10 protein-coding genes and 1 rRNA gene are annotated in these 16,000 nt (G+C 45.3%); 8 read left to right on the top strand and 3 right to left on the bottom strand.

The genetic code is table 11. The features are described from left to right. The 5 genes from JUE95_RS12565 to JUE95_RS12545 all read left to right on the top strand — a co-directional run. On the top strand, window positions 1-405 hold a 405-nt coding region (locus tag JUE95_RS12565), incomplete at its 5' end, for an RNA-guided endonuclease TnpB family protein (protein WP_203652229.1). A gap of 175 nt (window positions 406-580) precedes the next feature. After that, window positions 581-1,087, top strand: a complete 507-nt coding sequence (locus JUE95_RS12560; RefSeq protein WP_203652228.1) for a type 1 glutamine amidotransferase domain-containing protein — start codon at window positions 581-583, stop codon at window positions 1,085-1,087. 218 nt (window positions 1,088-1,305) lie between these two features. Further along, window positions 1,306-4,869 (top strand): PD-(D/E)XK nuclease family protein, encoded by a 3,564-nt coding sequence (locus JUE95_RS12555; RefSeq protein ID WP_203652227.1) that lies wholly within the window; start codon window positions 1,306-1,308, stop codon window positions 4,867-4,869. Then, window positions 4,856-8,548 (top strand): helicase-exonuclease AddAB subunit AddA, encoded by a 3,693-nt coding sequence (gene addA / locus JUE95_RS12550; RefSeq protein ID WP_203652226.1) that lies wholly within the window; start codon window positions 4,856-4,858, stop codon window positions 8,546-8,548. Before JUE95_RS12555 ends, addA begins: the two co-directional genes overlap by 14 nt. Window positions 8,549-8,817: 269 nt before the next feature. Then, on the top strand, window positions 8,818-11,898 hold the full coding sequence (locus JUE95_RS12545; protein ID WP_203652225.1) for a YfhO family protein: 3,081 nt from the start codon (window positions 8,818-8,820) through the stop codon (window positions 11,896-11,898). A 73-nt stretch (window positions 11,899-11,971) separates the two neighbouring features. Here the strand turns inward: JUE95_RS12545 and JUE95_RS12540 are convergent, their stop codons facing one another. After that, window positions 11,972-12,160, bottom strand: coding sequence for a hypothetical protein (locus JUE95_RS12540; protein ID WP_203652224.1), 189 nt, complete (start codon window positions 12,158-12,160; stop codon window positions 11,972-11,974). An 18-nt stretch (window positions 12,161-12,178) separates the two neighbouring features. Continuing rightward, window positions 12,179-12,703, bottom strand: coding sequence for a GNAT family N-acetyltransferase (locus tag JUE95_RS12535; protein WP_203652223.1), 525 nt, complete (start codon window positions 12,701-12,703; stop codon window positions 12,179-12,181). Between the two features lie 94 nt (window positions 12,704-12,797). On the opposite strand from JUE95_RS12535, the gene sfsA reads away from it, so the two are divergent. After that, on the top strand, window positions 12,798-13,520 hold the full coding sequence (gene sfsA / locus JUE95_RS12530) for a DNA/RNA nuclease SfsA (RefSeq protein WP_203652221.1): 723 nt from the start codon (window positions 12,798-12,800) through the stop codon (window positions 13,518-13,520). A gap of 62 nt (window positions 13,521-13,582) precedes the next feature. On the opposite strand, the gene JUE95_RS12525 is transcribed toward sfsA, so the two are convergent. Further along, window positions 13,583-14,755 (bottom strand): thiolase family protein, encoded by a 1,173-nt coding sequence (locus JUE95_RS12525; protein ID WP_203652219.1) that lies wholly within the window; start codon window positions 14,753-14,755, stop codon window positions 13,583-13,585. A gap of 156 nt (window positions 14,756-14,911) precedes the next feature. Here JUE95_RS12525 and JUE95_RS12520 point away from each other — a divergent pair, with 156 nt between their 5' ends. Both JUE95_RS12520 and JUE95_RS12515 read left to right on the top strand, forming a co-directional pair. After that, window positions 14,912-15,421, top strand: a complete 510-nt coding sequence (locus JUE95_RS12520) for a hypothetical protein (protein ID WP_203652217.1) — start codon at window positions 14,912-14,914, stop codon at window positions 15,419-15,421. A 494-nt stretch (window positions 15,422-15,915) separates the two neighbouring features. Next, window positions 15,916-16,000 (top strand): 16S ribosomal RNA (locus tag JUE95_RS12515); the annotation flags it as partial.

Raw genomic sequence — 16,000 nt, 5'->3', positions numbered from 1 at the left:
CTGCGCCGACTGCAAAGAAAAATGTCCCGTCAGTATCACGCACTGGAAGCTAGAAGACAGAAAGAAGGAAAATCTGCTACTGATTTGAATCTAGCCAAAACTCAGCGGAAAGTGCAACGCTTGTATCAACGATTAACCAACATTCAGTCAGACTATCAAAATAAGATTATTGCCACTGTGGTGAGAACCAAGCCGCAGTGGGTAGCCTTAGAAGACTTGAATGTTAAAGGTATGATGAAAAATCGACATTTAGCTAAAGCGGTCAGTTACCAAGGCTTCTATAATTTCAAAATCAAATTAATCGCTAAATGCCAGCAATTAGGCATTCCGGTACACTTAACCAATCGTTTTGAGCCAACTTCTAAGTTGTGCCATCAATGCGGCCCTGAATATCAGGGATACTGAAAACTTTGAATTAGCCTACTAACACAGGCTTCAGAGTATGTACCGGTGGCTAGCCGGGAATTAACGCTTGTGGACTATCATATCAACTGTATTAGTAAGCTTTATACGAGGCAGGATAGAAAGAAGCAAGAATAATCTATAACTTTTTATAAGTTATCAGTAGCAGGAACACGTAATGAAAAAAGTTGCAGTTGTTGTTACCGATTTGGTAGAAGACGTTGAATTTGTTGATCCAGTAAAAGCAATTCGTGATGCCGGACATGATGTTACGGTAATTGGCTTTGAAAAAACAACCGTTACCGGTAAGCATGGTACCGCGATTACTATTGATCGTTCGATTGCTGAAGTTAACCCTGAAGACTTTGATGCGCTTTACATTCCCGGTGGCTTTTCACCGGATCAGTTACGTGCAGATAACCGATTCGTTGAGTTTACCAAACACTTCTTGATGACCAATAAACTCATATCAGCCCTTTGCCACGGTCCCCAATTGATGATTCAAACCGGCCTGATTCATGGCCGAACGATGACATCTTATCTGACCGTGCAGCCAGATCTCTATTACGCTGGCGCTCGAGTTTGCGACCAGCCAGTAGTTATTGATGGCAATCTGATTACCAGCCGGGAGCCAAAAGATATCCCGGCATTCAATCAAGCACTGGTTGCAGCGCTGGCAAAATAACGGCGTCTTTAAAAATCAATAACAATCAACAACGACGAATTCCTGTGTAGGGCTTCGTCGTTTTTTGCGAAATAAGATACTAAAATAATTCGGTTTAAAGTCTTTAAAACGTTCGAACAAACGTTCAAATATGCTATGATAAAACCAGCAAAAATTCCGAGCAATAACCGGTTTTAATCGGGTTCACGGTTTCATGTTGATAGAAAGGAATAAACATCATGACGTTACAATTTGTGATTGGAAAAGCGAGTGTTGATCATGAGGAAAGTCTGCTGTCAGAACTTGCAAAGGCTCAGCAGGAACATCCCGATGACCAGTTTTACTATTTGGTACCAAACCACATTAAATTTGAATCCGAAGTCCAGGTACTCACGAAGCTTGCTCAACTGTCCAGTGCTGAAAACGACGCCTACGCTCAGTCCGGTGTTCAGGTGCTTTCGCTGACTCGGTTGGCTTGGTTCTTCATGAAAAATGCGCCAGCTTATCAGTTACCGCGAATCTCGCAAGCGGGGATGAACATGCTGGTTTATCAAGCGATTTTAGACCATCAAGATGAATTGAAGCTGTTTGCCGGTGAAGCCGACCGGCCGGGGTTTATCAGCTTATTGACCCGCCAAATATTAGAATTGAAGACTGGGCAGGTCAGCGTTCTTGATTTAGACCAGGTAGCCAAAGAAATGACGGGTACCAGTGCTGATTTAGATGCCAAATTACATGATTTGGTATTGATTTACGATAGTTTTGAGCAGGCCATGACCAATAAATATGTCGCCAATACGGATCTGCTGAATCAGCTGAGTACGTATTTAGAGAATGTTGATTTAAGCCACGCCCATTTTTACTTTGACGGCTTTTCTCAAACTCAGTTCTCCGCTCAGGAAATGAAATTACTGTCTACGTTAATGAAACGAGCTGCTGAGGTGAAAATCGCTTTGATCCTGGATCAGGGAACGCCAACGGCTGATTCTGTTAACGAGCAAAGCTTATTTTACCAGTCTTCCCGGACGTATATGCGACTTTACCAAACTGCACGGGCGCTGTCAGTACCAGTGTTACGCGATATTAAAGCAACTACCCCGCGCACAACGCCAGAACTGCAGCAACTGGAAAACTATTGGCAGAACACGGCCACAGGAGTCACCTCAACGCAGACTGAAACGCTGCAGCAGCCTGATCGGCTACAAATCATCCAAGCAGATAACCGGTACGCGGAGGTTTCGCGAGTGGCAACCATGATTCGGCAGTTAGTTGCTGAAAAGGGGTACCGTTACCGTGACTTTCTAATTGTGACCCGGCATTTGGATCAGTATGAGACAATTCTGGCACCCATTATGAATGCTCAAGAAATTCCGTATTTTAGTGACGTCCAGCAGTCCATGGCGGACCACCCATTAGTGGAATTGATCGATGCTATCTTTGAAATCAAACGCAAGCATTTTCAGTACGCCGACATCATGCGATTACTTAAAACGGAATTGTTGATTCCTAAAACTGGTGATGGTCAGTATATGGCGATCGATGCCTTTCGTGATGCCTTATTTAAGGCTGAAAATTGGGTGCTGAAAATGGGCTATCAAGGGTCCCGTTGGCTGCAGAAGGAAGATTGGCCCTATGCTCGGCTGCGAAGTGACGACTTGGGGACGGCAACCAGCGCGGATCAGGCGACTTCCGACCAAATTAACGGGATTCGCCGGTTCGTCCGCAACACATTGGTGCCTTTTTATCAGAAATTAGATAAGATTAACAATGGCCGTGAAGCAGCTACCCTATTAGTTAATTTTATGACTGAAAATGGGGTGGTGGATCAGTTGATGGCTTGGCGCGACCAGGCCATCGATGACGGCGACTTGGTTCAAGCCGGTCAGCCGGAACAGGTTTGGCAGACGTTTTGTGATTTGCTGGATGAATACGTGACGATTTTAGGTGACCGCGTATTTCAGTCAGCGGACTTCCTGTCCTTACTGCAGGCTGGTTTTGAAGGGGCTAATTACTCGCAGATTCCGTCAACGTTAGATCAGGTGATGATTTCGGAAAGTGGGATCATCCAGATGAATAACCGGAAAATCACGTTTATGATTGGTTCCACCGATAAAACTATGCCGGACACCACGTTACCGACGCACTTACTTAATGACCAGGACCGGCAAAAATTAACGCTGCCAGAAGGCGAGTATTTAAACGATGACGGTATCATGACCTTGCAGGGTGAGCCGTACATTAACTATTTAGCCTATATGACACCCAGTGAACGGCTGATTTTTACCTACCCGATCAATGCGGGCGACGATGATCAAAATCAGATCAGCCCTTATTTAGCAAGGATTCAAAAACACTTTAATTTGCCAATTATTAGTCATACCGCAACGCCGCAAGCAGACCAGCAGGATCTCAAACCATACTTGGGTGCTAAGCGGGCAACGCTGCGGCACCTGATTCAAGCTAGCAATGACAGCCGTGATCGTAACGTGCGGTTAAGCCCGTCATGGCAGTACGTTTACCGGGTACTCGACCAAGGGGACACCAAAGGTTTAACTGAAAAATTACTGGGCAGTATTTCGTACCGTAACGTGCCCCAGCAATTGGATGCTGAAATCGTGACCGGCTTGTATGGCAGTACCATCAACAGTTCCATTTCCAAGCTGGAAGAGTTTTATCGCAACCAGTACGCCTACTTCTTAAAGTACGGCCTGAAGCTGCGTGAGCGCGATGAGTTCGAGCTGTCACCAGCGAATACTGGGGAGTTCTTCCACGCTGCCATGGACCATTTAATGAAGCAGGTCAACGCGGAAAATATTGATTTGGCTGACCTGGATGACCAGCAGATCAACGAGCTGATCGATGACATTACCGGTCAGATTTTAAATGATCCTAAGAATTTGCAGTACGCTATTTTAAACAGCAGTCAGCGGATGAGCTTTATCAAGAGTCAGCTGATTGGCGTGGTTCGGCAAATGGCGGTGACGTTTCACAAGCAGAGTCAGTACACGCCGATGCGCGCCCGAAAAACCGAGGTGCTATTTGGCCACATTGGCGCGGAGGACGGGTTGCCGCCGCTGGTATTTGATTTACCAAAGAAGAAGCAGATTCGCGTGCGGGGGAAGATTGACCGGATCGACACCCTGAGACTCCCCAATAACGAGTACATCGGGATCGTTGATTATAAGTCCAGTGAGCACACGGTTAAGTTCAATGACATCTACGAAGGGATCGCCATGCAGATGATGACGTATCTAGACGTGGTGCAGCAAAACATGGGGTTAATCGCGGATGATCCGGATGCCCAGCTCGCAGGCGCGCTGTATTTGCATTTGCAGAATCCACGATTAAAGCCAAGTGACATCAAAACGGATATTGCGAGCGCCTTATTAGCAAAGGAACGTTACGAAGGGGTCTTAGTCGCCGATGATGACTTGCTCCACGGGCTGGAGCCGAAACTGGCCGTCAGTGAAGCGGCCAAAGTCTTTCCGTTTAAATTCAAGAAGGACGGTTCAGCTGCTAAGTCTAATTCGATCATTACCATGGATCAGCTCAAGAATTTGCTGAAATACACTGAAATGAAAATTACAGAAGCTGGTAACAGTATTTTTAGCGGTCAGGTTGACATCAACCCGTATAAACCGCTGAGTGGCCCTACGGCAATGACCAACTCACCATATACGGCTATTATGCAGTTTGATCCCATGCTGCCAGAAAATGGTTATCGACTGCAGTCGGCACCGTCTAGGGCGGACGAGATCATGAAACAAATCGCAGAGGAGGTTAAACGCCGTGAAATACACTAAGAGTCAACAGCAAGTTTTAGATACCCACCAGACTAATTTACTGGTATCAGCCTCCGCTGGTTCTGGGAAAACGCGAGTCTTAGTGGATCGCGTCATCAATATGATCCTGGCTCACGAAAGTCTGGAAAACCTCCTCATCGTGACCTTTACCCGGGCTGCCGCGGCCGAAATGAAGGACCGGATCGAAACGGCGCTGAGAGAACAGATCAGTCGGGCTAATGCTAGCGAACAGCGGTATTTATCCCGCCAATTAGCGGTCTTACCAGTCGCAGATATCAGTACGCTGGATGCCTTCTGTCAGCGAATCGTGGAGCGTTATTACTATTTGATCGATTTGGATCCCGTTTTTCGGATCCTTGGTGATCAATCTGAAAGCGCGTTGCTGCAAGATGAAGTTTGGAACGATGTCCGCGAACAGCTTTACCAAGATGATGAAGACGGTGTGTTTAAACGATTAGTCACGAATTTCTCAAGTGACCGCAGCGATGACGGTCTCACCGATAAAGTGATGCAGGTCTTCCAGTTCATGGGTGCCAAACCGGATCCCAATGCTTGGCTAGAAACGCTAGCCAAGCCGTATCAGGTGGATGGCCCATTGATGGAAAGCCAAATTGTTCAACAGCAGCTTTTGCCATTAATTCAGCAGCAATTAGATACAGCCAAAGAAGAATTGCAGCAGGGGCGTGAACTTGCCGAAAACGTCGGTATTGACAAAGCGGTGACTTACATGGACAGTCTTTTATCTCCGCTATCGGAGTTCAATATGGACGAACTTTCCTGGAATGGTTTACGGTTAGGGCTCAACGAATTTCCGTGGGGACGGCTGCCGTCGATCGGTAAAAAGTCGGCTGAATACGACGATTACCAAGCCATCAAAGAAACCTACGTCACTCACCGCGATAACGCCAAGGATGCCCTTGAGGCAGCTGCTAAACTCATGCCGTTACCTGAGGAAGAAACGGCAACCGCTATGAATAATAGTCAGGGAATTGTTGCGGAACTAGCAGTTGTGGTGCAAAAATTTGCCCTGGCGTACGATGCTGAAAAACGCCGTCGCCACGTGTGGGAGTTCAGTGATATTGAACATTTCGCACTGAAAATACTGCGGGCCAAATCACCTGAAGCCGTGGCCGTTCGGGAGCAGCTGTCCAAGGACTACCACGAAATTATGGTGGATGAATATCAAGATACCAACGAACTGCAGGAAGCCATTGTGACCACTCTGGCCCATGATCATCCTGGTAATCTCTTCATGGTGGGCGATATTAAACAATCCATCTACCGGTTTAGATTAGCGGAACCGAAACTGTTTATTGATAAATTTAACCGGTATCAAAAAGATCCCCAGGCCGGTAAAGAAATTACGTTAGCGGAAAATTTCCGGTCAATGAAAAACGTCGATGATTTTACCAACCTGATTTTTACCCAGATCATGGATGAACAGCTGGGTCAAATCAAATACGCTGGGTCAGCAAAGCTAGTTTATGGCGCCAGCTATCCAGAGACGCTGCCAAACGTGGCTTCATTGATGATTTATGACACTGAAGCGCCAACTACGGCCGGGGCGGATGATATTCCGGACGGTGATGAAGGTCAGGTGACTTTGATTGCCCAAAAGATTCGTGAGCTGCTGGGACAGGATACCCAGATTTGGGACCGATCTAAGCAGGAAATGCGTTCGCTGAAGTACCAGGATATTGCCATTATTGCGTCAACTAAGAAAAATAATTTAGAGATTCAAGACCAGTTTGGCCGGGCGGACATTCCAGTACAGATCAATGACGCGCAGTCCTACTTTAAGACCACGGAAGTCCAGATCATGATGTCCATGCTGCAAATCATTGATAACCCGTATCAGGACATTCCGTTAGCAGCAGTACTGCGGTCGCCGATCGTTGGCTTAAACGAAAATGAATTGGCCTATCTAAGGATCAGTGATAAAACTGACGATTACTATTCGGCACTCCTGCATTTTTACAATGCCTATCACACTGAGTATGCCAGCAACCATTACGCTGACGACCTTTATCCCAAGATCCAGAAGTTTTTGGAACAGCTGAACCAATTTCAGACGACGGCTCGGCAAAAACAGCTGGCGACCTTGATTTGGCAGATTTATCAAACCACCGGCTTTCTTGATTACGTGGCCGGAATGCCGGCAGGGCCGCAGCGGCAGGCTAATCTACACGCCTTATATGAGCGGGCGGCAGACTACGAGCAAAACGGCTTTAAGGGGCTGTTCCAATTTGTGAGGTTTATTGAACGGATGCAGAAAAACGATCATGATCTCGCAGAAGCTAAAACCCGGGCGACGGAAAATGCCGTTCAGGTCATGACCATTCATGGCAGTAAGGGGCTGGAATTTCCAGTGGTCTTCTTATTGAACGCGTCAAAGAAGTTCAACCTTCAGGATTTGACTGATAAGGCAATTCTCAATAATCAGCTGGGTATTGGGATCGATTACTTTGACCCAGAAAAGCGGGTGTCCGCGCCAACGTTACCTAAACTGGTCATTCAGGCGGCTACCCGAAAGGAAGCACTCGCTGAGGAAATGCGTAAGCTATACGTGGCGTTGACCCGTGCCGAACAGCGGTTGTACATCGTGGGTGAATGCAAGGGCCAGGATAGCCTGCTGAAGAGCTGGAGTGCAGCTAATCACGATGATGCGCTGGTTTTGAATCCTAATTTGAGAGAAAAAACGCATAACTTTTTGGACTGGATCGGTTTGTCCCTGATGCGCCACCCAAAGTTTAAGTTGAACCCAGAAAGTAAGGTTCTGCCGGCTTTGAGAGACGATGACACCCAGTTTGACATCCATTTTTATTCCGCGGACGACCTCATTGGCATGGGACCGCGATTAAAGGCTGAAACCGGTGAAAAATGGCTGCAAGATTTGAAGGAACAAGCAGCTGCTGCGGATTATGCTGATGTGAACGTGGATGAAATCGATCAGCTAATGACTTTTAGCTATCAGCACCAAGCTGAAACGCAGACTACGGCATACCAATCAGTATCAGAAATTAAACGGCTGTTTGAAGACCCTGATATCAAACAATTGGGTGACTATCAGCCGGACTGGCAAACAGCGCAGGGCGGTAACCGGTTCGTTACCCACGAACTGGAACAGCCGACCTTTATGCAAACCATTAACGCGCCAACTGCTGCTGAGATTGGAACGGCGACCCACTTGATCTTTCAGGAAATCGATTTGTCGCAGCCGATTGATCTCGATGCTGTTCAGACAGTGATTAATCGGTTAGTCGATCAGAAAGTCATGCAGCAGCCGGTAGCAGACCGGATTAAGCAGGAAGAAGTGGTCAACTTCTTTGCTAGCGAGTTTGGGCAAACCATCCTGAAGCACCGGGATACTTTGAAACGGGAAACACCGTTTTCACTGTTATTACCGGCCAAGGATGCGTTTGCGACGGTGCACGATGCCGACGCCAAGATCCTGATTCACGGGATTATTGACGGCTACTTTATCACCGAAAACGGAATTACCCTGTTTGATTACAAGACCGACTATCTGCAACCGACTGCAGCTGGGATTGAAAAGGTCAAGCACCGCTATGAAGGCCAACTGCGGTTATACGCTTTGGCGCTGGCAAAAATGCTGCATCAGCCAGTTCATGATCAGTATCTCTACTTACTGTCAATTGACCGGTTAGTACGGGTTTAAGGCTTTGTTACCATTATGTATTAAAAACTTAATTTTTCGTAAGGTGCTTGCGTAAACCGGTATCGAAAAGCGTAGCAATAACACCTGTCAGACGTGTATTTATCACGTTTGGCAGGTGTTGTTGTTTTCTGTAACCGTGAAGGAAGATGATGACAAAATTGGCTGTAAAGTCGATTTTAAAGCCAGAAATTGCCTACGCTGAATTTGTTTTCAGCACTGGTATCATGGCATAATAGGGGTATTAAATTATTAAACTGGAGAGAATCGTTTTGAGAAAAATTTATGAAAAGCTCCCCGTGTGGCTGATTTATTCGGCAGCTTTTGCTTTGATTGTACTCTGTACTTTTGGGTCGTTACGCTTTATGGGGCTGACGACGATTTGGAAAATGGACGGTATTTCTCAACATTATCCAATTTTAAACCAATTCTACGGTATCCTGCACGGAACAGCGCACCAGTCCTTATTCGGGTGGTCGTGGAATCTAGGCTTGGGTGCAGATCAGATGACCACCTTTGCTTACTACGTTGTGGGTGACCCGTTCAGTTATTTGATAGCGCTTTTCCCTGCTGACCAGATTCAGCTGGGCTATCAGCTGCTGACGATTGTCCGTTTATACGCTGTGGGATTGGCTTTCTTGGCGTTTGCTAAGCAAATGAAATTAAAGCGGGCAGGTAGCTTATTTGGAGCGTTGATCTATACGTTCACCAGTTTTTCGTTCTACGTATCCTTTCATCACCCATTTTTCCTCTTGCCGTTAATTTTCTTCCCATTGCTGTGTACTGCGGTAGATAAGATTTATCACGGGCAGTCGTTCATGTGGCTAGTGGCAATTACGGCAGTTGCGTTAATTAGCAACATTTATTTTGCCTATCTGCTAGGTTTGGGCTCACTAATTTTTGCCGTGATTAGATACGTTGATCTGAAGCGCAAAAACGAGCTAGTCCGTTCGTTACCAAGTTCGGTTGGCTATTTTATGTTAACAATGGTTATGGCACTGTTGATCTCAGCTATGGTCTTATTACCAAACATCTATTCAATGCTGAATGCGTCCAGATCGTCAGGTGCTTCAATTTTTGGTAACGGGCTGAAACTCTATCCACCAATTTACTATTTTAAATTACCCAACATGCTTTTGGATTCCAGCGGCGACCGATACTATTGGGCCGTTATGGGAACCAGTGGCCTGACATTGCTAGCGGCGATGTGGACGTTGCGGCACTTTAAGAAATATTTGGTGTTAAACGTAACGCTGCTTTTGATTGCGGCCGGCATGCTGCTGCCGCAATTTGCAGCCATCATGAACGTGATGAGTACCCCGTCAAACCGTTGGCTGCTGTTGGCACAGATGGTGTTTGCGTTGACCGCTGGTATCTTTGTTGACCATCTGCATGAACTGGTGCCAGCAGACTTTAAGTGGTTCCTCGGCGGGACACTGATTTTCTTTGCCCTAGTTTGGGTCGGTAACGGGCTGGTCTTCAACATGAAGGCGCATCATCTCGTTATTTACGGTATTTATTTACTAACTTTGCTGGTCATTGCATATGGTATTATCTTTGGGCTGAAGACTATTCAGTTCCGGTTGGCTTTATTAGTATTGGTCATTGTTAACGTGACGAGCATTGGTCTTGGTTTTTACAGCGGTAGCTATAATGATCGTCTGCAGGTCGGTGAATTAAGCCGCGGCGTTGGTGATCACTGGATAAAAGCTTATTATGATTACGCCGACCGTTATTTGAACAAACATGACAAATCATTTTACCGGACGGCGACCACTTCGAATTATTATTCTTCTAAGGCCGTGGGGAACAATATTCCGATGCTGCTGAATACGCACGCTATCGGTTCTTATTTCTCAGTCCAAAGCGGTGCGGTGAACGATTTTAACAAGGTATTGCAAAACAACGAAAACACGATGAATAATCCAACCAGTAACGCGGATAATCGCACTACGATGTCGTCATTACTTAACGTGAAATATATGTATGTTCGCGAAAATCAGGTTGGCTTTTCAAAGGTACCTTATGGTTTTAAGCTCATTAAAAATAAGCAGGGTAAACCGCTGATCTTTGCTAATCGACAGGTTTACATGGCGGATAATAAATTTGGTACAGCGCTATACCGTAATAAATATGCCTTACCACTGGCTTATACTCAAACCAGCCAATTAGACCATAACGCTTTCGAAAAACTGTCCTCTTATGATAAGGAACAGGCGCTGTTAGACGGGACGTTAACCAGTCACAAACTGAGTAATGTTAAGACAGTAAAGGCTGCTACAGTGGGTAAAACGGTCCCTTATTCGGTGAAAATGAACTATCAGCCGTTTACGACAGTAGCCCAAGCCACGGCATACAGGCTTAGCCAGGATAAAAACGATTCGGTGGTCGGTCAAATCATTTCGAAAAAGCTGACCTCCAAGCAGGTTAAATATAATAATGCCATGGCTAAGGTTGTCAAACCAAGTCAATCGGTGATGAACTTACTTGCGCAGAACCAAAGGATCGTTGATGAGAATAATGAGGTCAATCACAATGGTCTGAAAGAAATGACCAGTGACACGCTGGGGCAAAATGTGGACTATGAGCTTAAATTGAAGAATCCGTCAGCTTATAAAAACAGTGAGCTTTATATTGAGTTTGACGGTATTAAGTCTAAATGTCCTTCACTCAGTGATCGGACGAACTTTATTGCTCGACGGTCACTAATGGCAGGGATTCCATTCTCACATGGTGATCGATTGAATTACACCCGTAAATTGGGTAACCACCAATACTTTGATTCCTTCAATATGAAAGTGGGAGTTAAGCACAGAAAATCGGTTGTCCAGCAGTTGGGTGTTAATAATATGTCAGATTATGAACGAAAGGATCGGGCGTTGGTCAACTTGGGCTATGCTAAGAAAGCCCGCAACACGATCAACATTTCCTTTACCAAAGCTAATCACATGAGCTTTAAGCGAGTGCGTGTCATTGCCGTACCTTTTGGTCAGAATTACCGTCAAAAAACGACCAAGATTCAAAAACAAAGTCTTAAGCAGCTTAAGGTTGCTAACGACCGTGTTTCTGGTACGACTAACCGTTCTCAGGCAAGTGTTTTGACGACTTCCATTCCTTATACAAAGGGTTGGAAATTAACGGTTGATGGTCATGATACGCCTACCCAAAAGGTAAATGCCGGGTTTGTCGGTGCTAAGATTCCCGCTGGTAAACACCGGGTTCAGTTAACTTACCGCACTCCTGGGTTACTAGCAGGGCGCGTGCTGTCAGTTTTGGGACTCGTATTATTTGTACTGGGCGTTGCCCTTGAATTTTGGCGGTACTTAGGTCGTAATCAAGTAACGAAACATTAATTTAAAAATGTAGCATAAAAGGCCAGCACTTTCAGTATTTACTACTGAAGGCGCTGGCCTTTTGAGTTTTGTATCATAATAGAAATAAGCTGATTAGGACGATTAACATAAACAGCGCCACGATCATTAGTGGCAACGTTGAATTAAATGCAATTCGGTGGTCATGACGAATGCTAACGATGATAACGGTCAGCAATGCAATCAGTCCAACCGCAAACAAAATCATTAATTTGATTTGCACTGCCGTATCCGCGATGGTCATAAAACTTCACCTCACTGACTACTTGATTAACAGTTGATAAGCATAACGAATCGCGTTATCTTCATGCATGTGTACTATACCACGATAGTCGAAACCGCAACTAGTGATGACGTGCTGCATCCCTTTATTTTCGGGATGGGTGTCAATTCGAATATCCTTGAAACCCAGTAGACCGGAGATGGTAATCAGACCAGTCATCAGTGTTTCTGACAAGTGATGACCACGAAAGTCACTGGCCATAGCAATTCTGTGGATGGCAGCGTAGTGATCATCGGTGCCGTCGATCCATTGGCCATCTTCAATTTTAAGGTAGTTAACGTCGATTCCCTGGTGCAAAGCAGCGGTTCCGGCAATCGTATTTTCATAGATCAAAACGAAGGTAATACCGTCTTTAATGTCTTGTTTAAGGGTTGCGGGATCGGGATAACCATCCTGCCACTGATTGATCTGCTGTTCTTTTAAGTAGGCTTTAGCACCATGAATAATGGCTGTAATTGCGGGTAAGTCTGCTTGGGTAGCCCGTCTTAAGTATGTTGCTGGCATGGTTTGCCTCCTAATAAATATATAGCCTAAATTTTACCCCTTTAATTGCTTTTTAAAAAGGTCTAGTGCAGTATAAAATGCGGGAGATGGTTGAATGCAGTACGAAGATATCAAACTAGCAACGTTTATTGAACGGCCAAACCGATTCATTGCTCATTGCCAACTAGACGATGAGGTTGTGACGGTTCACGTTAAAAATACCGGTCGCAGTAAAGAATTACTGGTTCCCGGTACGCAGGTTGCGTTGAATTATCAACCAAAAAAGACGCGAAAGACGGATTACGATTTGGTGGCCGTCAAAAAGCAGGGACAGCACTGGATCAATATTGACAGTCAGCTGCCCAACCAATTGGTCAAGGAAGCCCAGCTGACTCATCAACTTCAGCTGCCGGATTTACCGGCACTCAGTCACTTTAAACCAGAAACTGTTTATCATGATTCAAGGCTGGATTTTTGGGGCCAGACGCAATCGGGACAGGATCTTTGGATCGAAGTGAAGGGGGTCACCTTGGAGAACAATGGGGTAGCGGCCTTTCCGGATGCGCCCACTGTTCGTGCCGTAAAGCACGTCCATGAGCTGACGCGAGCAGTTCAGAAGGGAGCAATGGCTTATTTGCTGTTTGTCGTCCAACTTGATTATGCTCATATCATGACTATTTATCGGGAGCGGGCGCCAAAATTGACCGAAGCGATAGAAACGGCGCAGCAAGCCGGTGTTCACGTGGTGGCATTGGACTGTCAGGTCGCACCGGATGAGGTTGTGTTAAGACGACCCGTACCGTTTGATCTGCACGCTCAATTTGAGGAAACGAAATAATGGGGTACATAAAAGCTCCGTGACCAATCATTTGGCCACGGAGCTTATTTTATCTACATTATTTAACGATGAACAGAAAGGGCAATACCCATGCCGCCGCCAATGCAAATGGCGGCTATTCCAGAATCAAGTTGTTCACGCTGTAACTCGTGGACTAGAGTAGTCAGGATTCGGGCACCAGAAGCACCAACAGGATGTCCTAAGGCAATAGCCCCACCGTTGACATTGAGCCGGTCGTCTGGAATCTTTAGATCCCGTGAAACGGCAACTGATTGGGCAGCGAAAGCTTCGTTAAGTTCGTAGCGGTCAAAATCAGTGATGATCTTTCCCTGCTTTTTTAATAACTGGCTGATCGCGTAATAGGGTGCGTATCCCATGATACTAGGGTCGATGCCTACTTCTTGGTAACCGTCCAATATGGCGAGATAGTCTAAGCCAGCTGCGTCGGCGGCTTCCTTAGCCATCAGGACCAGCATACTGGCACCGTCATTTAAGCCGGCGGAGTTTCCCGCAGTCACGGTGCCGTCTGATTTGAAAGCTGGTTTTAAATGACTCAGTGCTTCCAATGAAGTGTCGGGACGGATGGCTTCGTCTTTAACCATCTGGGTGCCGGATTGATCAGCAAGATTGACTGGCACAATCTCATCTTTAAAATAACCGGCATTAGTCGCGGCAATTGCCCGCTGATGTGAACGCAGCGAAAAGGCATCTTGGTCAGTCCGGGAAACGTGGTATTTCGCAGCAACGTTTTCTGCGGTAATTCCCATTAAATCCTGTGTGAAAGCATCGCGTAAGGCATCGTGTTCAATACCATCCAGGACTTTTTTCTCGCCGTACTTGGTACCTTGGCGCATATCAGGCAGTAGGTAAGGCACGCTTGACATACTTTCAGTGCCACCGGCTAGAACGATATCGGCGTCTCCCATGATAATGGCTGATTGGGCAAGCCGAATTGCTTTGATTCCCGATCCGCAAACTTGGTTAATGGTCATTGCTGTGCTAGTAACGGGTAAACCACTATTAAGGCTGATTTGGCGCGCAACGTTTTGGCCTGAGCCGGCTTGCAGCACGTTACCGATAATCGCCTGATTAATAGTTTTAGGCTGAATGCCCGCTTGACGAATGGCGGCTTTGGCAGTCAGGGTTCCTAGCTGAACAGCTGAATAGTGGGCTAGTTGACGTCCCATCTTTCCGATTGGGGTTCTAGCTGCACTTAAGATAACGACTTCTTTCATGATTAACTTCCTCTTTAAATTCAATCTACATCTGATAAGAATACATGATAATCGTTAAAATGTCTTTAGCTTTGATTTTGCTTTACTGGAATTTTAAGTGTTTGTATTATAGTAGAATCTTTCATATAATGATAAAACTTAATGGGAGGTCGGTTAATGATGCAGTTCGATGAACAACTAGATAATTGGCTTGATCAGATTGCTGAGGTGCCACTAATTCATAATATGGCTGAAGCAGATCAGCAGAAGGTCACGTTAATTGATTCAATTGTTATTCAGATAGCAGTAGAAGGGTATGGTAAGCAGCCGGATGAGTGGACTAAAGATATGCTGGCAGATCTTTTCTTTAATCGGTTCGTGAGATTGTTAGATGAGAATGAAAAGCAAAAACGGTTGTTTGAATTGATTCCAGCTGCGGTAACAGCTTTACTGGAAGCTTTGCAGCCAAGGAATCAATCACGGCTAAGCAATTGGATCAGGAAAAATCACGATCAGCTGACTCATTTATATGATCCCATGGCAGATCATTTTTATGCTAAGCTTTCCAAAGCGATGATGGATGCCAACGTGGACGTCAATGATCAAAGCGCAGTTGCAGCATTTACTAAGCAGTATTTGCGTCAGCACCCGGATGAGGGCGGTGCGTTTTTTACGCAGGATGATTAACATGAGAAATGGATGTGGGTATTGATTAACCTTTTTAACACGGTAAAAGTTTGGATTAAAGCGTATTCTGTCGAGTATCTTGTTCAAAATGTCTGGAAAGTAAATGTGAGTATCATTAAAAGTTCAAAATTGCGTTGACACATGTTTGCCCTGATGCTATATTAGTTAAGTTGCTTCGCAAGGGAAACACAAAAATATGAATTTAAAAAATATAAATTTATGTTTGACTTTCTTACAACGAAGCGGTATATTGATTAAGTTGCTTGCGACAGATATTGAAATTCAAAATTATAAAATTTTAAATTTTGGTTGACAGGTTACAAACAATGAGATATGATTAAAAGGCTGATTCATAAGTAATCAGCTTGGTAGACCTTTGAAAACTGAACAAAGTTTTGTTTCACAAATGTGCAGGGTATATCAGCTTCGGTTGATATCAAATGTAATTTGCGAAGTCAATTTCGCTAGTAATATTAATGAGTCACAAACAATCATAAATTGAGAGTTTGATCCTGGCTCAGGACGAACGCTGGCGGCGTGCCTAATACATGCAAGTCGAACGCATCCCGTTGAATTGAA

The organism is Secundilactobacillus yichangensis, from assembly GCF_016861565.1.
Taxonomy (GTDB): Bacteria; Bacillota; Bacilli; order Lactobacillales; family Lactobacillaceae; genus Secundilactobacillus; species Secundilactobacillus yichangensis.
This window is presented reverse-complemented; position numbering and strand designations above follow the sequence as displayed.

What these genes read in the sequence shown, in the direction of transcription:
- JUE95_RS12560 (WP_203652228.1), top strand. Translation starts at nt 581, where the DNA reads ATGAAAAAAGTTGCAGTTGTTGTTACCGATTTGGTAGAAGACGTTGAA.
- JUE95_RS12555 (WP_203652227.1), top strand. Translation starts at nt 1,306, where the DNA reads ATGACGTTACAATTTGTGATTGGAAAAGCGAGTGTTGATCATGAGGAA.
- JUE95_RS12540 (WP_203652224.1), bottom strand. Translation starts at nt 12,160, where the DNA reads ATGACCATCGCGGATACGGCAGTGCAAATCAAATTAATGATTTTGTTT.
- JUE95_RS12535 (WP_203652223.1), bottom strand. Translation starts at nt 12,703, where the DNA reads ATGCCAGCAACATACTTAAGACGGGCTACCCAAGCAGACTTACCCGCA.
- sfsA (WP_203652221.1), top strand. Translation starts at nt 12,798, where the DNA reads ATGCAGTACGAAGATATCAAACTAGCAACGTTTATTGAACGGCCAAAC.
- JUE95_RS12525 (WP_203652219.1), bottom strand. Translation starts at nt 14,755, where the DNA reads ATGAAAGAAGTCGTTATCTTAAGTGCAGCTAGAACCCCAATCGGAAAG.
- JUE95_RS12520 (WP_203652217.1), top strand. Translation starts at nt 14,912, where the DNA reads ATGATGCAGTTCGATGAACAACTAGATAATTGGCTTGATCAGATTGCT.